Annotated in this window: 20 protein-coding genes; 9 read left to right on the forward strand and 11 right to left on the reverse strand. The window is 43.3% G+C overall.

The features are described 5' to 3' along the window. Nucleotides 1-24: 24 nt before the first annotated feature. The gene (locus tag L4D20_RS02890; RefSeq protein ID WP_428800049.1) at nucleotides 25-606 is read left to right on the forward strand and encodes a GNAT family N-acetyltransferase; all 582 of its coding nucleotides are present in this window, start codon (nucleotides 25-27) and stop codon (nucleotides 604-606) included. 121 nt (nucleotides 607-727) lie between these two features. On the opposite strand, the gene L4D20_RS02895 is transcribed toward L4D20_RS02890, so the two are convergent. The 6 genes from L4D20_RS02895 to L4D20_RS02920 form a co-directional block, all read right to left on the reverse strand. Further along, entirely contained in the window at nucleotides 728-1,609 is an 882-nt protein-coding gene (locus tag L4D20_RS02895; RefSeq protein ID WP_428800050.1) for a DUF7916 family protein, read from the reverse strand. Then, nucleotides 1,590-1,952 (reverse strand): PTS lactose/cellobiose transporter subunit IIA, encoded by a 363-nt coding sequence (locus L4D20_RS02900; protein ID WP_428800051.1) that lies wholly within the window; start codon nucleotides 1,950-1,952, stop codon nucleotides 1,590-1,592. Before L4D20_RS02900 ends, L4D20_RS02895 begins: the two co-directional genes overlap by 20 nt. Then, nucleotides 1,936-3,270 carry a PTS sugar transporter subunit IIC gene (locus tag L4D20_RS02905; RefSeq protein ID WP_428800052.1) on the reverse strand — a complete coding sequence of 445 codons (1,335 nt, stop codon included), beginning with the start codon at nucleotides 3,268-3,270 and terminating at the stop codon, nucleotides 1,936-1,938. Before L4D20_RS02905 ends, L4D20_RS02900 begins: the two co-directional genes overlap by 17 nt. Nucleotides 3,271-3,274: 4 nt before the next feature. After that, entirely contained in the window at nucleotides 3,275-3,598 is a 324-nt protein-coding gene (locus tag L4D20_RS02910; protein ID WP_428800053.1) for a PTS sugar transporter subunit IIB, read from the reverse strand. 279 nt (nucleotides 3,599-3,877) lie between these two features. After that, complete coding sequence (locus L4D20_RS02915; protein WP_428800054.1) at nucleotides 3,878-4,882, reverse strand: LacI family DNA-binding transcriptional regulator; 1,005 nt, start codon at nucleotides 4,880-4,882, stop codon at nucleotides 3,878-3,880. 128 nt (nucleotides 4,883-5,010) lie between these two features. After that, nucleotides 5,011-5,436, reverse strand: coding sequence for a universal stress protein (locus L4D20_RS02920; protein ID WP_428800055.1), 426 nt, complete (start codon nucleotides 5,434-5,436; stop codon nucleotides 5,011-5,013). Between the two features lie 248 nt (nucleotides 5,437-5,684). Between L4D20_RS02920 and L4D20_RS02925 the strand changes: the two genes are divergently transcribed. The 8 genes from L4D20_RS02925 to L4D20_RS02960 all read left to right on the forward strand — a co-directional run bounded on the left by L4D20_RS02925 (nucleotide 5,685) and on the right by L4D20_RS02960 (nucleotide 14,031). Continuing rightward, a complete protein-coding gene (locus L4D20_RS02925; protein ID WP_428800056.1) occupies nucleotides 5,685-6,392 on the forward strand; it encodes a helix-turn-helix domain-containing protein in 708 nt (235 codons plus the stop codon). A 98-nt stretch (nucleotides 6,393-6,490) separates the two neighbouring features. Beyond that, on the forward strand, nucleotides 6,491-7,465 hold the full coding sequence (locus L4D20_RS02930; RefSeq protein WP_428800057.1) for a DMT family transporter: 975 nt from the start codon (nucleotides 6,491-6,493) through the stop codon (nucleotides 7,463-7,465). A 106-nt stretch (nucleotides 7,466-7,571) separates the two neighbouring features. Then, a complete protein-coding gene (locus L4D20_RS02935; protein WP_428800058.1) occupies nucleotides 7,572-8,534 on the forward strand; it encodes an ABC transporter substrate-binding protein in 963 nt (320 codons plus the stop codon). 124 nt (nucleotides 8,535-8,658) lie between these two features. Next, nucleotides 8,659-9,093 carry a copper resistance protein gene (locus L4D20_RS02940; RefSeq protein ID WP_428800059.1) on the forward strand — a complete coding sequence of 145 codons (435 nt, stop codon included), beginning with the start codon at nucleotides 8,659-8,661 and terminating at the stop codon, nucleotides 9,091-9,093. A gap of 60 nt (nucleotides 9,094-9,153) precedes the next feature. Next, nucleotides 9,154-11,298, forward strand: a complete 2,145-nt coding sequence (locus L4D20_RS02945) for a protein-disulfide reductase DsbD family protein (RefSeq protein WP_428800060.1) — start codon at nucleotides 9,154-9,156, stop codon at nucleotides 11,296-11,298. After that, nucleotides 11,295-11,846, forward strand: coding sequence for a protein disulfide oxidoreductase (locus tag L4D20_RS02950; RefSeq protein WP_428800061.1), 552 nt, complete (start codon nucleotides 11,295-11,297; stop codon nucleotides 11,844-11,846). Before L4D20_RS02945 ends, L4D20_RS02950 begins: the two co-directional genes overlap by 4 nt. Before the next feature lie 63 nt (nucleotides 11,847-11,909). After that, nucleotides 11,910-12,620, forward strand: a complete 711-nt coding sequence (locus tag L4D20_RS02955; protein ID WP_428800062.1) for a DsbA family protein — start codon at nucleotides 11,910-11,912, stop codon at nucleotides 12,618-12,620. Between the two features lie 439 nt (nucleotides 12,621-13,059). Next, a complete protein-coding gene (locus tag L4D20_RS02960) occupies nucleotides 13,060-14,031 on the forward strand; it encodes a TerC/Alx family metal homeostasis membrane protein (RefSeq protein WP_428800063.1) in 972 nt (323 codons plus the stop codon). Between the two features lie 70 nt (nucleotides 14,032-14,101). Here L4D20_RS02960 and L4D20_RS02965 read toward each other — a convergent pair whose 3' ends face one another. The 5 genes from L4D20_RS02965 to L4D20_RS02985 are packed head-to-tail and all read right to left on the reverse strand — an operon-like array spanning nucleotide 14,102 to nucleotide 19,156. After that, nucleotides 14,102-14,995: a hydroxymethylglutaryl-CoA lyase gene (locus L4D20_RS02965; protein ID WP_428800746.1), complete on the reverse strand. Its 894-nt coding sequence runs from the start codon at nucleotides 14,993-14,995 to the stop codon at nucleotides 14,102-14,104. Between the two features lie 33 nt (nucleotides 14,996-15,028). After that, nucleotides 15,029-15,904, reverse strand: a complete 876-nt coding sequence (locus tag L4D20_RS02970) for an enoyl-CoA hydratase-related protein (protein WP_428800064.1) — start codon at nucleotides 15,902-15,904, stop codon at nucleotides 15,029-15,031. 10 nt (nucleotides 15,905-15,914) lie between these two features. Beyond that, complete coding sequence (locus L4D20_RS02975) at nucleotides 15,915-17,519, reverse strand: carboxyl transferase domain-containing protein (protein WP_428800065.1); 1,605 nt, start codon at nucleotides 17,517-17,519, stop codon at nucleotides 15,915-15,917. 43 nt (nucleotides 17,520-17,562) lie between these two features. Further along, the gene (locus L4D20_RS02980) at nucleotides 17,563-18,732 is read right to left on the reverse strand and encodes an isovaleryl-CoA dehydrogenase (RefSeq protein ID WP_428800066.1); all 1,170 of its coding nucleotides are present in this window, start codon (nucleotides 18,730-18,732) and stop codon (nucleotides 17,563-17,565) included. A 37-nt stretch (nucleotides 18,733-18,769) separates the two neighbouring features. Further along, nucleotides 18,770-19,156: a MerR family transcriptional regulator gene (locus L4D20_RS02985; protein WP_428800067.1), complete on the reverse strand. Its 387-nt coding sequence runs from the start codon at nucleotides 19,154-19,156 to the stop codon at nucleotides 18,770-18,772. Between the last annotated feature and the right edge of the window lie 30 nt (nucleotides 19,157-19,186).

Consider the following 19,186-nt stretch of genomic DNA (forward strand, 5'->3'; position numbering starts at 1 on the left):
AATTTCAAAGAGAAGGTAAAAACAGTGTCGATTACAAACTTTAAACAAGGGAAAGACACCCCGCTAAGTGATGAATTTACTATCCGTTTAATTACTCATGATGATCTTCAAGATATCGTGACTATGCTCGGTAATCCCAATGTCGCCAAGTATCTATTTTTTGCACCAGCTCCAGTGGAAATGTATCACGGTTTTTTCAATCCCATCATCGAGAATACTAAAGAGTCTATTGAAAGAGGGGAGTGGCCAGAGAATCCAACGGCGATTATTCGAGATCAACAAGGGCGTTATATGGGGATGACAGGGTTGCCATCAGTCATGTTTTTACAGGGGAATTTTGAAGTAGGCTATCAACTATCTGAGCATGCTTGGGGCCAGGGGATCGCGACATTAGCGTGCCAATTTATGACGCAACTTGCGTTCACACAACTAGATGCGCACAAAGTCACTGCAGATTGTTATTTAGGTAATGTTGGTTCTTATAAAACAATGGCTCGGTGCGGTTACCAACATGAAGGTACGCAAAAAAATTATTACAAACTAGAGGACGGGTTTGAAGACCGAGTTCACTATGGAATAACCAAAGCGCAATTTGAAGCGTTGTAGGTTGAAAGATATTCACTCGAAACAGTCGTGAATCAGACTCAAAAAAGCCAGCCTAGGGAGTGGCTGGCTTGTTCATATTTTGACTAAATTATGGATTTGATGGTAATTATTGTGTGATTATTTATCGGCGATTAGCCATTCGTTTATATTGATGTCGTCTTCCTCTAAGCGTTAAGCCTAATTGCATTATATTTTCTGGCGGTGCGATACCGCTATATCCACCATCGCCAATATGTACGATATCAGCGCCGGCTGCCTTAGAAGCCATAGCCACTTGTTCGATATAGGACTCTGTCGCTCCCTCTTGAGAAGTACCAATGGCCAACATGCCGAGCATTCCGCGTTGGTGGACTGCCGTCATCATCTTTCTGGCGAGATCTGCGTCAACCCCAGGCGTAGTGTATGGGGCTGGAAACATCATGACATCAGCCCCTGCTTCAGCGAAGTTAGGAATAATATTCAGGTTATAGTCATTACCTACACCGCCAGCGTGCATTTTCCCAGCGACAACAATGATATCTTGAGACACTTCCCGTACTAAACTGATCGCACCTAGAATCGTTTCTTGCGTGACTGCGTTGCCTGGGTTTCCAGTGAGCATGACATAATCAAGCCCAATTGCGATTGCGCGCTCTACGGTTTCTCTTGTAACAGTTCGCCCGATATCAACGTGGTTGACACTTTCTGGAACAGGCTCCAAATTGCAACCTATTAAGCGTCCTGTGGCCTTTTTTACTTCTTGTATCGACATTATTTCATCAGGGTTTTCAGATAAAATTTTGATAGCTGGGTTCATGACATCTAAGCAATTCAATGTGATCATGTCAGCCCCAAAGGCTGCCGCAATTTCTGGACCAGACACTACATCCAGTGGTGGTGTAATCGCGACGACATTTTCGACCATTATGGTGCGTCCCTCTGAGTTTTGAATGCTGTCTACAATATCTTTTCGTGAAGCATTCCGAACATCTTCAGCAGTATAATCAAATATGCGCTTCTTCATGACTTCTTACCTTATGTAGTTGATGGTGAATCGCTACGATCTCTTCGGCCATTTCTCGACACAACATTGTCGTCATAATATGGTCTTGAATATGGGTTAGGATGAGCGTCATAGTGACTTTGCCTGCTCCCTCATCGAAACCAATTAATGACGTTTGCGCTTTATGAACGGAACTCAGTGCTTTATCACCATCCAGTAATAGTTGATGCGCGTGTTGGAACTGACCTTTACGTGCAGTGGTCATTGCTTCCATAAATGTCGAACGTGCTTCGCCAACCTGGCAAAGGAGAGACATCAGAAATTCTTCAGTGATGTCCTCATTACTATTAATTTTTACATTCATCGAGCTTTCCTTGTGTAGCTGTAGACTGGGCAGTATCTAATGCGTTTTCTTCTGCGAGTAACTGTCTCTCATGTACTTTTAAGAATGGGTAGAAGACGAGTGCACTGACTAAGATGCTGCTGATAACGACGAGTGCAGCTGTTCCAGAGTTGGTTGCAATGATGGCTCCTATTGGTGCTGGCATTGTCCATGGTGGAATAGCAATGATCTTGGCGACAAACCCTGCTTTAAATGCAAACCAAACAATGGTTGTGTTCAATGTCGGCGCAAGAAGCCAAGGGATAAAATATATTGGGTTCATGACTATAGGGGTGCCAAAGATGACCGGCTCGTTGATGTTGAACGTACCTGGAATTATGGACATTTTCCCTATGGTCTTAAGTTGAGCCGCCTTAGAGCGCATCATTAAGATAACTAACCCCCAAGTGCCGCCCGCGCCGCCTACAAAGATAAAGAAGTCCATGACAGGGTTAATAAAGATGGCGGGTAAAGGTTCACCTGCAGCGAGTGCTTCTTGGTTTAGCCCTAGGTTAATCAGAAGCATAGGCCCAATGATCCCGCCTACAACGGAACCGCCGTGAATGCCACTAAACCAAAGCAATTGAATCAGTAATACCGCGAGTAAACATGCAATATAGCTGTCTGATGCGAGCACCAAGGGTTGGAATAACGTCATAATTGCATCGGGTATTTTCATACCGTGCTGAGCTAGGTATACATTGATGGTCATGACGATGATTGAGATAAATACAATGGGAATCAATAAATCAAATGATGCGGATATTTTTGGTGGAACCGCTTCAGGCATTTTGATACGGATATTGTACTTGATCAGCAGTCTTTGCATTTCAGGTACAAATAAACCACAGATGATGGCGGTAAAAGCCCCCGTTCCGCCGAGAAATGCACCCGGTAGAACACCACCGATTTCGACATTGACCATAGGAGCGGCAGCCAGCAAGAATGCAAACATAGATAACATGCCAGTGTTCATTGGGCGTAATTTATAGGCTTCTGCCAAACTAAAGCCGATACCAAACGAAGCGTAAAGGGCGAAAATCCCCATACTAAGTTGGAAAGGGGTAAGAATATTGTCTTTACCAATGATTTCAATCAACCCATGCCAAGCATCAAAGAAGAAATTACCGTCTGAGGGTGGGAAAGCTAAAACCAGCAGTAGCGAACCAACAATTAGAAATGGCATTGTTGAAACAAACCCATCTTTAATTGCATTTACATGTTTTTGTGCGGAAATTTTGCCAGCAGCAGGTGCTACGACAGTTTCGACAAACCTCAATACGTTATCAAATAGTGCCATTTTGCTAACTCTCCATAGTTTCGTGGGCTTGATAGAGTGAAATTGCTTGTTCTAATACTGCATCGCCTTTTAATAATCCATAATTCATCATATCGATCAGTCCGCAGCCCTTATTTTGCTCTTTGGCTACTTGTCTAAACTCCTCATATTTGAATTTTACTTGGGGAGCAACCAAGCAGACATCGCTCCATTTGATGCACTCATCAAACTCTGAGATTGAATGCGCTGATATTTCACACTTAACGCCTTTTTCTATTGCCGCCTTTTCCATTTTGCTCACGAGCATGCTTGTTGACATACCAGCAGCACAGCAGAGGAATATCTTCATATCGTTTCTCCTTTCCGTGTATAACCACTTATGATTTTAATGTAACCGGTTTCGGTAACCGGTTACATATATACACCACAAATCATTGCAATGAGTAACATATGATCGATTTATGCTGGCTATGTCTAATTTTTAAACGAATGTAAACTAGTGATGTTTTTGTAGATAAAAGAAGGAGAATTAGGTTTAGGGCGATATAGAAAGAAGAAAGGAAACAGAAGTAATACCCCCCATTTTAAGGTGAATTAATAGCAAAAAAGGGGAGGTTAGGAAGATGAACTAGAGCGAGTTAGACATAGTCGAATTTCGTACGATGAGTTGCCCGCGAATCACCTCTGATTCAAATGAAAGGTCTCCTTGAATGAGCCTTTGTGCGACAGACATGGCCTGCGCCATAATCGTTTGAATGGGAACTTCAACGGTTGTAAGTGCTGGTTCAATGAATGCACTACAAGGATCGTTATCAATACTAACAATAGATATATCCTTAGGTACTGATAGCCCATGTTCGGTCAATGCTTTAATGCAACCGATGGCAATATCATCTGAAGCGGCAACGATTGCAGTATCCAACAGCCCTTCTGCTATGAGTTCTTTTCCGGCGGCATACCCTTCTATATAACCAAATTCACAGGCGATTTGGCGAGATTCTAGCAAAAGTTCGGGGTGTGCCATTATGGCCTTATTGAAACCGTTTGAACGAGATGACGACGTAGGTGTGGCGGGCTTTGGGCCAATATAGGTCAACTTTCTGTGGCCGGAATTTAACAGGTGTTCAACCGCCATCTTGACAGCATGTTGCTGATCAAATGCAATGGAATAGCCTGCACTTAATGGTAACTCTCGGCCTACATTCACTAACGGAATATCAATGGAATGATTGAGTGCAATGATTTGATCGCTTGATAGCATTCGACTATACAAAACGATGACATCACATCTCTTTTCAACCAATGAGTGTACGGCTTTTAGTTCACTCTCTGCTTGGTTATGTCCATCCGCAATCAGAAGTTGCTTACCCATTAGATCGGCGCTAACAGAGGCTTGTTTGAGCAAAATTCCAAAATAACTTCCGGTGAAATCTGAAAGGACTAATCCAATGCTATTACCACTTTTTGTTGCTAAGGCTTGAGCGACTGAGCTAGGTTTATAGTTAAGTTCTGACATGACAGAGTTAACTAATTCTCGAGTGCTTTCTTTGACTTGCCCCGTACCATTAATGACACGAGAAACCGTCGCTTTTGAAACTCCAGCAATACGAGATACATCTGAAATTGTTGCCATTCATGCCTCTTGCAGATCATACATCTTTATTTTGAATTCCGAAGATAACAGATTTTAGAAACAATAGAGAAGAAAATGCGTAGCTATCAATGGGCTAGCTACGCATATAAATAACGATATTTACCAAGTTAAGTTTCAATGGGCACAATTAGAATATCCACAGGTGACTTGTTTATTAGGTGCTTGGAGTAAGAAACAATACTGCTCCAAAAGTCGTGGTGGTGACCGCATATTAACAGATCGACATTGTTATCAATGATAGTGTCGTGGAGCTTATTACTTAAATCTCCCGTGCCGACAAAGAAAGACTTAATAGGGAAGTCGGTATAAGCTTCAAACGTTCTAAGTTGGTCGATGGAGTTTTGCTTTAAAGGAATGTCTTCGACGCCTGTTGTGATGTCGATAAGATCCGGATAGATTTCACCATGTGTCCCGTCCATGTGGACGAAGGAGATCTCAGCGCCCATGGTTTTTGCAAGGAAGATAGCTCGATCGATGAGTATTTTACTGTCGTCTGAAAGCTCTAGTGCAACTAGGATGTGTTTGTATTTCATAACTATTCCTCTTTCTTGATTCACTTGGGTCAGCATAGTGTTGGTGGGTTGAAATTGCTGTCGCAGCGGTCGCAAAACGCACAAGTTATATTGCCATCTTATACAAATCGATAGATGTGGAATTAAACGTTAATCTATTCTCATAGTGATCAACTATCACCATTTTCAACCCTCTGACTTTAGTGAATACGAATGTTGGGATAGGCTAGTGCAATTGACGCCATCTAATTCTTATTTGCGGTAAGGTTATGTCTAACACAATCTCGATTCGTTCTTACAGTCGCCAAAAAAGGGGACATTCTCACCCCTTTCATCAGCTTGTTCTCCCATTGCGAGGTGTGATAAATCTAGAGATAGAATCTTACACGGGGAAGGTGACACCTGGAGAGTGTGTCATTATCCAAACGGGTCAAATGCATTACTTTACCGCTCAAGACCATGCGAAATTCGTTATCGTCGATATGGACGAACTGCCAGGAAATCTCACTAACTCGGATGTCGTGGTATTTACCATCACACCTCCACTTAAGAGTTTTCTATCCTTTGTCGAACAGCAGCTTATTTTTCAGGTGAGTAATACACTAGAAGGTCAGGTCTTTGCTCTTTTTAATGGATTACTAAAAGAGCAAAGGTTAGTGAAGCAGTTGGATCATCGAGTCAGAAACGTGTTGGATCATATGGAAGAAAACTTAAGCGACGACTTTTCGATAGAGTCTTTAGCTCATATTGCGTGCCTAAGCCCGACACAATTAAAATTGATTTTTAAAAAACAGACCAAGCTCTCTGTTATGCAATATTTAACGCAAATGCGTATGGAGAAAGCGCAGGCTCTATTGCTTAATACCGATTACCCAATTTCGATTGTTGCGGAAAATGTTGGCTACCGTGATCCAACCGCATTTAGCCGTCGATTTACTCAGTACTTCGGCTTAACACCTTCTAAATTCTCTCAATAATTACGTCTTAGTTGCTGTAGGAATAGTCCTTTCTGCAAGAACAAGTGAATTATCTCGTATTAATATCACCCTTAATTTATTAAGGATGAAGAATCGATATGTTAAAGGCTAACAAAATTTTACGAGGGATTGGTGCGGTTACTTTTTCAAGTGTTTTGTGGGGGACGACGGGTACAACAGCAAGCCTAACTTCAGGTGTGAGTCCACTGGCAATCGGTGCATTTTCAACAGGACTTGGAGGGCTGTTACTTTTAATATACTCCTATAAGGCCATTAAGAGAGACATGCCAATGCTGCTCTCTAATCCATTATTGCTGCTTATAGGAAGTCTATCAGTCGCTCTATATCCATTGGCGTTTTATACCTCAATGAACTGGTCTGGCATTGCGATAGGTACCGTCGTATCGATCGCGAGCGCCCCGTTTTTTACAGCAATACTTGAACGTCTTATTAGCAAGAAGTCGATTAAGGTATCTTGGGTGGTTAGTTTTGCATTTGGAGGGCTAGGGATAACTTTCTTAGCATTCAGCCATCCGCACCAATATTCTCCAGACACTGAATTTACCAGACATAACCTTGGGCTAGTATTAGGGCTTATTGCAGGACTGACTTATGCCTTTTATTCATGGGCGGCAAAAGAGCTTATTGATAAAGGGATTTCGTCAAAATCGAGTATGGGATGTTTATTTGGTTTGGCCTGTTTGCTTTTACTACCGTCACTTTTGTATACGGGGGATAACCTTTTTAGAGATGCTGAACATACGATGATTGCACTTTATCTGGCTACAATTCCAATGTTCATTGGTTATCTCTGTTTTGGCTATGGTCTTCGATATATCGAAGCTAGTAAAGCAACATTAATCACATTACTGGAGCCGCTCGTTGCAACTGTGTTAGCCGTTGTTATCGTTGGGGAACAGCTTACGAAATTGGGCTGGGTAGGGATCTCGTCCATTATTCTCTGTTTACTTATTCAAATTAAAAGTGCGTCGCCTATACCCAAACTCAATTCTAATAAAGCATCTGCTCGTAACGCTAGTATCACTGTGGGTAGTTCTAGTGCGGAGCTATAATCTGCAATGATTGACCCTCAAGCATAAAGTAACAGCTAACGTTATTTAAACGAAGATGTAAGCGCTGTGGAATTGACTACAATTGTAAAAGCAAAGGGGGCATGGCATGAACCGGATCGCTTTACTACTTTTTCTACTACTGTTCAGTACATTGGCTACAGCAAGCCGTGTCGTCTTTATTCATAGTTATCATTTTTCTTATCCGTGGGTGCAGCAGTACCGAACTGGTTTTTTGAATGAGATAGGAAAGATTCAATTAGATGAATATGAGTTGGATACAAAGCGTAAACCCGATGTTGAATTCTCAGCCATTTCAAACAGTGCGTGGCATTTTATTGAGCAGAAAAAGCCTGATTTGGTTGTATTAGCGGATGACAATGCACTTAGATTATTAGGGCGAAAAATAACTGAAAATAATATTCCACTCGTCTTTCTCGGTATAAATTCCAATCCTCGTGACTACCTTGAATTGAACGCATATACGTCCGGTGCCATTGAACGGCCTTTAATGAATCGGTCAGTGTCTATGTTGATAAAGTTATTGCCGGAGCTAAAACATGTCAATGTGATGATGGATAATAGAGCGACATCGCATGCAATTTTAGAAACGTCGTTTAATAACAAAGTTGAACAATCTATTTTGGGTATTACGGTAAGCAGCTCACTGATTAGTGATTATAAAACTTGGAAAGAGCGCGTTTTGAACGCTAAAGAGTTGCACTATGATGCTTTAATCATTGCCAATTACGCGGCTCTCAGTGATGAGTCAGGCGATAATGTCCCGTTAGATGAGGTGAGCGAGTGGACCAGTAATAATAGCCCTGTTCCGGTTTTTTCTTTTTGGAGTTATTCGATAGGTAAGGGTAAAACTATTGGCGGTTTAACTATCAGTGGTGAGCAGCAAGGGGAAGAAGCGGCCAAACTGGTCAATGACTACTTTAGCAGTGGAGCGTTACGTCCTATTGTGACCCCTGCTCGTGGGCGTTTTATCTTTAGCGAGTATGAGTTAAAACGGTGGGGCATAGTCCTACCACAATTTATGTTGGATAAAGCCCTTTTATTGCCCTAGCTGATAAATGTCCCTTTTATACGTACGCATTAATTATATTTTCTTGTGTATTGAACAAATAGCACTTGAATTTGTCCTATAAAAACAATCACAATACACGGCACTTATTTTTGCAGTTGAAGCTATGAAGACTCCTCAAAACAAATACAGATTAGCCCGATGGTCGCTTGCGATCGTATGGTGGGTCGTATTTGTGTGCGTGGCTCAAAATGCTGGATTCTTCCAAGTTTGTTCTATCAATTACTCGCTAGACACAAACGGCTACTCTCAAGAAACGAATGGTTATGCTCAAGTTACCCCTGTGTCTACACCGCTTAATACGGCTTCATCGTTAGGTGCTCAACAAGAAGACAGCAACTTAACTCAAGAGTGTGAACTCTCGAAGCAGTTACTTAATGCTCACCAGCATCAAATCGATGACTATCCTCTGATGATGTTCATTTTTGCGCTCCTATTTATCGCATTATTGATGTCGTTGCCGGGTAACTTCTCATCTTTTACCGAACCAATTGTCCCCAAACGGCGGACTCATTTAACCTTGTGTGTGTTTAGAGAATAAAAATTTCGATTACTGGCTTAGCCAGCGATTCGTTATATCTTTATTTTTATAGGAACACAGATGAAAAAAATCAATTTTGCTGCGGTATCAGCCTTCATATGGTTGGTCATTCTTTTAGGCAGCGCATATGTACTTATCCCCAAAGCATTGGCTCAACCTGTACCAGAGACTTCATTAAGTGCAGATACTGTTAGCACTGGCTGGTTACAAAATCCAGATCACCCACCCGTAGAGACGCGCTTTGTCGTAACAGGGCAAGTGAATGAGTCTCAGAAAACAGTCGAAGGCTTTCTTGAAGTTAAACTGGCTGGAGATTGGAAGACCTATTGGCGTAGCCCTGGTGAGGGTGGAATTAAGCCAAGCATGACTTGGGATGAATCCGTAAATGTTAATGATGTGGATTGGTTATGGCCATACCCGCAGAGGTTCAGCCTGCTAGGTATAGAAACACTCGGCTACAAAAAGCGGGTCGTTTTCCCCATGACTCTTCATGTTGAAGATATGAATGCACCGGTGACGTTCAAGTCAAACTTGACGCTGTCTTCATGTACAACGGTGTGTGTTCTTACCGATTACCCTCTTGAATTGACTTTCGTACCATCAGATTTATTGCTATCTGATGCGGCGATGCACATCTACGCTCAAGGGCTCAGTCAGGTACCTAAAGCCTCACCACTGATTCAAGAAATTAGTGCGATTTGGGATCAAGGCAAGAGCAAACTGCAAGTTACTGCAGTTAAGAAAATAGGGTGGGATAAACCGGATATTCTCGTAGATGGGCACTCAGAAGAAGTTGAAGACGCCGCGTTTACACGTCCGGTCATTCGGGTTGAAGGTGATAATCTAGTAGCCACATTCGACGTGACAAGTTGGATGGGTACGCCAGATCTCGGTGGCGAAGAAATCTTGGTAACCATTGATGATCAAGACTTCATTACAGAGTTACCTACGATAGTTGTGTCGAAAATCATTACTGAAGTCGATACGAGTTTATCCATTGAAAAGATGTTTTTGTTTGCGTTCTTAGGCGGACTTATCCTAAATATTATGCCTTGTGTGCTTCCAGTTCTAGGCATGAAACTAAGCAGTGTGGTTTCAGCGTCGTCGCTTAACAGAAGGCAAATTAGACTCCAGTTTCTGGCCTCGTCTGCAGGTATTTTGACATCATTTCTCCTGATTGCTTCCTTCCTAGCAGCACTCAAGCTGACAGGCAATGCAGTAGGTTGGGGAATACAGTTTCAAAGTGGTAGGTTCATTGGCTTAATGGTGCTAATCACTGCGCTGTTTGGCGCCAATATGTTGGGCTTATTTGAGATTCGCTTATCCTCAAACACCAATACTTGGATGGCGACAAAAGGGGACAACTCATACAGTGGTCACTTCACTCAAGGTATGTTCGCAACACTGCTTGCAACGCCGTGTTCTGCTCCTTTCCTAGGAACCGCTGTTGCATTTGCCTTGGCAACGAACATTCCAACGATGTTCGCGATATTTATAGCTTTAGGCTTAGGTATGGCGCTGCCTTGGATATTGGTATCAATCTTCCCTGCGATAGCTCTCTCTCTGCCTAAACCTGGCGCTTGGATGAACAACGTTAAGTATTTATTTGGCGGCATGATGCTACTGACGAGCATCTGGCTTCTTACGTTGCTGTCAAACCACTTACCGATTTTATGGGTGTATGTCATTGCAATTGCGGCGGTAATTACTCTCTTTATTCGTACATTGAAAGTACATGGAGAGAAGGCAGCGGCTTGGGCTGGTGGCTTAACAATTGCCCTAATTGCCGGTGGCATGATCATAGGCAGTATGACGGCTGATAAATGGGCTAGCCCTTTACCGCCAGAGCCAGAATGGCAAACACTGTCTACTGATGCCATTTCACAACATGTCGCAAATGGGAAAACTGTGTTTGTCGATATTACTGCGGATTGGTGTATTACATGTAAGGCCAATAAAATTGGTGTGGTACTTCAAGAGCCGGTTTATAGCACGCTTCAACACCCAGATGTTATTACCATGCAAGGTGACTGGACGCGTCCAAGTGAGAGTGTGACGGCTTATCTTCGTTCTCACGGTCGATTTGGCGTCCCATTTAACATTGTTTATGGACCACAGGCACCAGATGGAATCCCGTTACCTGTCATCTTAAACAGCGACGTTGTCATTGACGCCATTAACCAAGCAAGTGGTGGTAAAAAATGAACACTAAGATGACCAAAGGCAAAGAAACAAAGGCCAGCAAGCCCAAAAAGAAGCGTACTTGGAAGTACTGGCTTAAAGAAGTACTCATGTATGTGGTGGTTATTACCGTCGTGTCCATAGGTGTGGATTACTGGCGAGCTCAAGACATGCCAAATGATGTCCCGTCACCGATTCAGGCTTTATCGCTCGATGGGGAATACATTGATGTAATAGAGATGAGTAAAGAGAAACCTGTCGTGGTCTATTTTTGGGCGACATGGTGTGGGGCGTGTAAGTTTGTAACGCCTACAATCAACCGATTAGGCGACTCTTATCATGTCGTTGGTATATCAGGAACATCGGGTGAAGACAGAAGAGTATCTCGTTATCTTGAGGCCCATGGGTATGATTTCTCAAACATCAATGACAATCGAAATAGCATCTTCCGAGAGTGGGGAGTAACGGTCACGCCAACCATTGTGATTATTCGTAATGGCGAAGTGAAATCAATTACCACTGGCATAACCACTCCGCCGGGTCTTTATGCTCGTTTGTGGCTTGCTCGATAGTCAGAACACAAGACTGACTGCTAAAAGTACATTCCTATAAATAAAAGAATTTTGGACAATAAGATGAAAGTTAAATTTGTTACAGCACTAATCGGTGCGCTACTGATCTCTCCGTTAGCTTTGGCTAAAACGCAAGATGAAAAAATGGACGAGATTAATACTATGTTGAGTTCAAACCCATCACTCATTGATGGCCTTCATACGAGTTTGATTAACTATTTGAGTGAGCAGAATGTGTTTGACCAAGCGTTAGAGCATAACCATGACTACATTTACAATAACCCGAATCAATCGTCATTTGGTGCGAAAGAGCCAACGGTGACGATTGTGAATGTGACAGACTACAGCTGCCCGTGGTGTAAAAAATTAGACCCTGTTCTTCATGAACTAGTTGATAAGTACCCAGAGCAGATAAAAGTGATTAACCTGTTAGTTCCACTCAAGGAATTAAGAAGCAAAAATAATTCAACAACATACGCATTGAACGTCTGGCAACAAGCACCAGAAAAATACAAAGCAGTCCATGATATGTTGATCAGTAAACCGGGTGCTCATAATGAAGCTTCAGTCTTTAAGGTGGCGCAGAAAACAGGGACAGAGAAGCAGTACAATGCTGAAAAACTGTCGACTGAAATGATGGCAACCAATTACAACTTAATGAAAGACTTAGGGATACGTGGAACACCTGCAATGCTAATCGGTGACGAACTCGTGTCTGGTTATGTACCGCTAGACCGACTAGAGAAGATGCTGGAAAGCCAGTTGACGAATTAATCTAGTATTAGGTGATTATATAAGGGCGCATGATGCGCCCTTTTACAATTAAATAGAGTGAGTCTTCGTTTGAACGGTATAAGACGGTTGTTGATTAGATTATATAACTAGTATTGTTCATACTAGTTATCACAAAACCCTGACATATTGTCTGTAGACGAACAACTGCTTTAGCCATACTATGCACTTGTTTGGGGAGTAGTCGCCTTTAGTTTACTTATCGTCATCTCGTTAAGCTTTCGCTTTTCCGGTAAGTATAAGTTGAGTCATCAATAGTGAATCAACTTCGACAAGACCAACACAATCAAAGCGATATTAAGCGTAGTTATCTGTGCTTATTGTCGTTAATTTTGTTTGTGGAGGGCTTTGTTATTAAAGTTGCAGACTTACGGTTAATCACCCTAGACTCATACCGACAGCCCTCCAATTTGGAGGAATTATGACCCCTGAAGTTTATGTAGGCTTTGCCCTGCTAACCACCGCACTTGTTTCACTCGATATTTGGCAAACGCGTGGCGGCAACATTTCTATTAAAAAAGCTACAATCTGGAGTATCTTCTGGTTCGCTCTCGCCTTTGTGTTCGCTTTCAGCATTTCACTGTTTTGGGAGGTGTATGCTCCTGACAGTGACTATTCATCCCAAAAGGCAATGGTATCGTTCATCACCGGATACTTGCTTGAGAAGTCATTGAGTGTCGATAACCTGTTTATCTTTGCGATTATATTCCATCAGTACGCAGTGCCTGAAAAATTACGGCCAAGAGCGTTACTTTGGGGCGTGATCGGTGCATTGTTTTTACGTGCCGTGATGATTTTAGTTGGAGCGCAGTTATTAGAACAGTACCACTGGCTGTTGTATGTGTTTGCTCTATTTTTGATTTGGACAGGCATAAAGTTAGCAACAAGTTCAGGCGAAGAAGAGCTAAATCCGCTGCCAGAAAAACTCATTCGCCGTTTTGTTCCTGTAACAGCAGAGTTCAAGGGTAACTCGATATGGGTCAAAGAGCAGGGTAAATGGTGGGCAACGCCGATGCTTATCGTGGTTGGAGTCATCGCGTTTATGGATGTCATGTTCGCTTTGGATTCAATCCCCGCTATTTTCGCAGTAACCAGAGAGCCATTTTTAGTCTTGGCAGCGAATGTATTTGCACTATTGGGTTTACGTTCACTCTACTTTGTCCTTCAAGGGATGATGGATAAGTTCGTTTATCTCAAGCCTGCTTTAGCATTCATTATGGTGTTCATTGGCATCAAGATGATGTTGGTGGGTAGTGATTATGAGATACCAACTTATTTGTCGTTAGCTGTGCTTCTATTGACCATGTTGATCGCCGTTATTGCGTCAATTAAAAAGCAACCGCAACGAGTCGGCGATGCAAACAATGCGAGCACGAGAGTAAAAGCAGAATAATATTTTTAGTTAAGCGACGACAATACACCTGAATATTTTCAGGTGTATTCATGAAAGTGACGCAGTGTTTTTAACCTCGCATCGCCATTGATACTTTGGAGTTTGGCTCTTTGTTCAAGACCTTACAAATATCCCATCCAGCTTGTGCCACTTTATCCAAATCAACACCGGTTTCAATACCAAGTTCGCGGCATAAATACAGCACATCTTCAGTTGCGACATTACCACTAGCGCCTTTAGCATAAGGGCAACCACCTAACCCAGCGACGCTACTGTCTATAACGTTTATGCCCATCTTTAGCGCTTGGTAAATGTTCGCGAGCGCCTGTCCCCATGTATCGTGAAAGTGCACTGCAATCTGTTGGGTGGGGATGACTTGTTGTACAGCACTCAGCATTTGTTGAACCCGAATGGGCGTTCCTGTGCCTATGGTGTCTCCTAATGAAACTTCTATGCATCCAACATCAAGTAGTAGAGTTGCGATCTCTGCGACTTGTTCTGGTGGCGTTGCGCCATCATAAGGGCAGTCGATGACACAGGATAAATAGCCTCGCACGGGTATATCCAAAGAGCTGGCGCGTTCAACCACAGGTATAAAGCGTTCAAGACTTTCCATTAGCGTACAATTGATGTTCTTTTGGCTGAAGCTTTCTGAGCACGACGTAAATATTGCGATTTGGTCAGCGCCGGCCTCGATAGCTTGTTCTAACCCTTGAAGATTCGGAGTCAAAGCGGAATAAATGACATTAGGTCGCCGAATGACTTTTTCCATGACCTGTTTAGAGTCAGCCATTTGTGGCACCCACTTAGGAGAGACAAATGAACCGGCTTCAATATGGGTTAGACCAGTGGCAGACAGTTGATTAATAAAATTAACTTTGTTCTCGGTGTTGATCAACGCTTCGTTTTGAAGCCCATCTCTTGCACCCATTTCTACGATCTTAACGTGTGATGGTAGAGTAATGTCTTGTTGGCTAACTGAACTTTGACTGTGCATTTATCTACGTTTCCATGCGGGTGGGCGTTTGGCGAAAAAGGCTCGCACCCCTTCTTGTCCCTGCTTTGAACTGCGAACATCAGCGATTAACTGACTAGTATGATCGATTAATTCTTGATCTATAGGCCGCTGTTCGCACATGTGACAAAGGGCTTTCGTCTCTTTAAGTGCATTCGGGCTGTTTGAAATTAACATATGAACAACTGACTGAACCTGAGCTTCCAAGCGCAGGTTTTGCTCTTTACTCTGGTGTTGATAGTGGTAAACCACACTTGATTCTACAACGTAATGCAGCAAACCTAATTGGCATGCAGTAATAGCGCTAAACTTTTCAGCGGTCAGCATGTATCGCCTTGCTTGGCGTGTACCAATGGCTCGGCACACATAAGGCGCGATGGTTGCGGGAACCAGTCCTAGTTTTACTTCACTAAGACAAAATTGGGCATTCTCTGTTGCTATGGCAATATCGCAACAGCATATTAGCCCTAATGCGCCACCGAACGCACTGCCTTGAACAACTGCAATAGTTGGACGGGGGAAGTTATCTAATCGTTGCATTAACAGGGCTAGGTTGTCTGCGTCCAGCCGATTCTCACTAGGACTTTGCTCAGCCATAGATTGCATCCAATTAAGGTCTGCGCCAGAGGAGAAATAGTTGCCGTTCGCACGAAGCAACAAGCAGCGGACAGAGGGGAGCCGAGCGAGTTTTTTAATTTGCTTATTCAGAAGCTTGATAAGTTTGTCATCAAAGGCGTTGTGTTTATCAACACGATTTAGTGTCAATGTGGCAACACCTTTACAGTCAATATGGCAAAGCACTTGGCTCACGCTATCGTGGGCTGAGTCCGGGTGAGTTGTTTGTGTCTGTTTATTCATGATGACCGGCCTACATACGGAAAATCCCAAATTCACTCTCTTTAACAGGTGCATTCAGCGCAGCCACTAAAGCTTGACCTAAGACAGAACGAGTCTCTTTAGGATCGATAATGCCATCATCCCAAAGTCTTGCACTGGCATAGTATGGGTGTCCCTCTGTTTCATACTGTTCAATAATGGGTTGTTTAAATTGTAGCTCGTCTTCTTCGGTCCATGGTTCGTCGTTGCGTTTTTTAATATCGCTCTTCACTTGAGCAAGCACGCCCGCAGCTTGTTCGCCTCCCATTACGGATATTCGAGCGTTCGGCCACATCCATATCATAGTAGGATCATAAGCGCGCCCACACATACCATAATTACCCGCACCATAAGAACCGCCGACGATAACAGTGAACTTAGGAACATCAGCGCAAGCGACCGCCATCACTAACTTTGCACCGTGTTTGGCTATACCTTCTGACTCATATTTCTTACCGACCATGAATCCGGTAATGTTTTGTAAAAAAAGCAGCGGGATTTTCCGTTTGGCGCAGAGCTGAATAAAGTGTGCGCCTTTTTGAGCTGATTCCGAAAATAGAATGCCATTGTTGGCCACGATTCCGATAGGGCGGCCATAAAGGTGCGCAAAACCACACACCAGAGTTGTGCCATAGAGCGCTTTAAACTCATCGAAATCAGAATCGTCTACTACTCGCGCGATCACTTCTCTTACGTCAAAGAGTAGGCGCAAGTTGGCATTGACGATCCCGTATAAATCGTTGGAATCGTATCTGGGTGGAAGTATGGTTTTGGTTGGTGGCGTAGGTGGGCTTAGGTTCGTGCTAGCGAGCGCTTCCCGTGCCAGTGTTAGTGCATGGTGGTCGTTGTTTGCATAATAGTCAGCAACACCAGATTTTTTACAGTGGACATCTGCGCCGCCGAGCGCTTCGTCTGTGACAATTTCTCCTGTTGCTGCTTTGACGAGTGGCGGTCCAGCTAAGAATATGGTGCCCTGATTTTTTACGATAATAGAAACGTCAGCCATAGCAGGAATATAAGCCCCTCCTGCGGTACAAAGACCTAACACAACGGCGATTTGGGGTATACCTTTGGCTGACATGCGAGCTTGGTTAAAGAAGATTCGTCCAAAATGATCTTTGTCGGGAAAGACGTCTGCTTGGTGGGGAAGATTTGCGCCCCCAGAGTCGACTAAATAGAGACATGGCAGTTGGCATCGTTCTGCAATTTCTTGCGCTCGAAGGTGCTTTTTAACGGTTAATGGATAATATGTGCCACCTTTGACTGAAGGATCATTGGCGATGATCATACAATTAATACCTTCGACCAACCCTATGCCAGCGACAACTCCGGCGCAAGGAATTGAATCATCATAAACCCGCCACGCAGCAAATTGTCCTATTTCTAGAAGCTCAGCCCCATCATCAAGTAGCGCGTTGATACGTTCACGAACTGGTAACTTCCCTTTAGTTCGCTGACGCTCAATAGCCGCTTTTCCACCCCCTTGCTTAATGGTGTTTAAGTTGGCGGTAAGATTAGCAACGAGCTCACTCATGACTTTCATATTCTCTTTGAATTGAGGGTCATTGGGTTTTGCTTTGGTCAGTATTACGGCCATTTAACGCTCCTTTAAGCCTTTATTGTAAGGGCAAAGATTCTAGCTATTTTGACTCTTCAAAAAGTTCTCGTCCAATCAGCATACGTCGAATTTCAGAGGTACCGGCACCAATTTCATACAGTTTTGCATCGCGTAAGAGTCGGCCTGCGGGAAATTCGTTGATGTAACCATTGCCTCCAAGAAGTTGAATCGCATCTAGCGCCATTTGTGTCGCTAACTCGGCACTATAAAGAATGACACCTGCGGCATCTTTTCGTGTTGAGTCTCCTCGGTCACAGGCCGCAGCAACGGCATAGACATAAGAACGAGCTGCATTCATCCGAGTGTACATATCAGCGACTTTGGCTTGTATCAGTTGAAACTCACCAATAGCCTTACCAAACTGTTTACGATCGTGGACATAGGGAATAACTAAATCCATACACGCTTGCATAATACCTAACGGTCCAGCCGCAAGAACAACGCGCTCGTAATCAAGACCGCTCATCAGCACTTTTACACCTTGATTTAGCTCTCCGAGGATATTTTCTTTAGGAACTTTGCACTGTTCGAAAACAAGCTCACACGTATTTGATCCGCGCATTCCAAGCTTGTCGAGTTTCTGAGCATGACTGAACCCTTCAAAACCCTTTTCAATAATGAACGCCGTGATCCCGTGAGACTTGGCCTGTGAATCAGTCTTGGCGTAAACCACTAACGTGTCAGCGTCTGGTCCGTTGGTGATCCACATTTTGGTGCCATTGAGAATATAGGTGTCATCAATTAAATCCGCTTTCAGCTGCATACTCACAACATCCGATCCCGCATTGGCTTCACTCATTGCCAGAGCGCCGACATGAGAGCCATCGATAAGCTTGGGCAGATATTTCGCTCGTTGTGCTGGGGTGCCATTTCGGTAAATTTGATTCACGCAAAGGTTAGAATGTGCACCATAACTGAGGGCAACAGAAGCCGAAGCCCGGCTTATCTCTTCCATTGCGATTACGTGGGCTAGGTACCCCATATCGGCACCACCGTATTCTTCACTGACTGTGACGCCCAATAACCCCATTTCCCCGAACAATTGCCATAGCTGGTTTGGGAATTGATTTTCTTTATCTACGTTTGCCGCGATGGGAGCGATGTGCTGTGTTGCGAATCCGTTTACATGCTCGCGAAGCATATTAATGGTTTCATCGTGTCCGAAATTTAATGGTTGAAATTGACTGTTCATAACGCCTTCCTGATTATGTTGTATCAACTAATTCAGACTATCCCTCTGAAGGAGGGTTTGAGCGACTTAAAGCTTGGTGACAACGATCTTTCGCTAAGTTGAGCTCGCTCATCACGACGTTAATGTCATCGAGCTGTCGTTGAAGGGTGTCTTGTTTATCTTCAATGATAGATAACATTTTGATTAGCTGGCTATCGCATTGGTCAGTGTCATATAGCTCGAAAAGCTCTCTTATTTCCGCCAGAGAAAACCCTAAACGCTTACCTCGTAAGATTAACTTTAAGCGAATTTTGTCCCGGTGATGGTAGACGCGAGTGCTCCCATTTCTTGTAGGGTAGATGAGCCCCATGTCTTCATAAAATCGAATACTTCGGGTTGTAATTTCGAATTCTTTGGCCAATTCGCTAATTTTAAATGTTTCCATTTATTGACCTCCTCTCCCTTCTTTGCGTGA

It is taken from the genome of Vibrio kyushuensis, assembly GCF_050337325.1.
Taxonomy (GTDB): domain Bacteria; phylum Pseudomonadota; class Gammaproteobacteria; order Enterobacterales; family Vibrionaceae; genus Vibrio; species Vibrio kyushuensis.

Bases quoted from the DNA above. Each gene is read 5' to 3' on its own strand.
- L4D20_RS02895 (WP_428800050.1), bottom strand. From the start codon at position 1,609: ATGAAGAAGCGCATATTTGATTATACTGCTGAAGATGTTCGGAATGCT.
- L4D20_RS02900 (WP_428800051.1), bottom strand. From the start codon at position 1,952: ATGAATGTAAAAATTAATAGTAATGAGGACATCACTGAAGAATTTCTG.
- L4D20_RS02905 (WP_428800052.1), bottom strand. From the start codon at position 3,270: ATGGCACTATTTGATAACGTATTGAGGTTTGTCGAAACTGTCGTAGCA.
- L4D20_RS02910 (WP_428800053.1), bottom strand. From the start codon at position 3,598: ATGAAGATATTCCTCTGCTGTGCTGCTGGTATGTCAACAAGCATGCTC.
- L4D20_RS02915 (WP_428800054.1), bottom strand. From the start codon at position 4,882: ATGGCAACAATTTCAGATGTATCTCGTATTGCTGGAGTTTCAAAAGCG.
- L4D20_RS02920 (WP_428800055.1), bottom strand. From the start codon at position 5,436: ATGAAATACAAACACATCCTAGTTGCACTAGAGCTTTCAGACGACAGT.
- L4D20_RS02925 (WP_428800056.1), top strand. From the start codon at position 5,685: ATGTCTAACACAATCTCGATTCGTTCTTACAGTCGCCAAAAAAGGGGA.
- L4D20_RS02930 (WP_428800057.1), top strand. From the start codon at position 6,491: ATGTTAAAGGCTAACAAAATTTTACGAGGGATTGGTGCGGTTACTTTT.
- L4D20_RS02935 (WP_428800058.1), top strand. From the start codon at position 7,572: ATGAACCGGATCGCTTTACTACTTTTTCTACTACTGTTCAGTACATTG.
- L4D20_RS02940 (WP_428800059.1), top strand. From the start codon at position 8,659: ATGAAGACTCCTCAAAACAAATACAGATTAGCCCGATGGTCGCTTGCG.
- L4D20_RS02945 (WP_428800060.1), top strand. From the start codon at position 9,154: ATGAAAAAAATCAATTTTGCTGCGGTATCAGCCTTCATATGGTTGGTC.
- L4D20_RS02950 (WP_428800061.1), top strand. From the start codon at position 11,295: ATGAACACTAAGATGACCAAAGGCAAAGAAACAAAGGCCAGCAAGCCC.
- L4D20_RS02955 (WP_428800062.1), top strand. From the start codon at position 11,910: ATGAAAGTTAAATTTGTTACAGCACTAATCGGTGCGCTACTGATCTCT.
- L4D20_RS02960 (WP_428800063.1), top strand. From the start codon at position 13,060: ATGACCCCTGAAGTTTATGTAGGCTTTGCCCTGCTAACCACCGCACTT.
- L4D20_RS02970 (WP_428800064.1), bottom strand. From the start codon at position 15,904: ATGAATAAACAGACACAAACAACTCACCCGGACTCAGCCCACGATAGC.
- L4D20_RS02975 (WP_428800065.1), bottom strand. From the start codon at position 17,519: ATGGCCGTAATACTGACCAAAGCAAAACCCAATGACCCTCAATTCAAA.
- L4D20_RS02980 (WP_428800066.1), bottom strand. From the start codon at position 18,732: ATGAACAGTCAATTTCAACCATTAAATTTCGGACACGATGAAACCATT.
- L4D20_RS02985 (WP_428800067.1), bottom strand. From the start codon at position 19,156: ATGGAAACATTTAAAATTAGCGAATTGGCCAAAGAATTCGAAATTACA.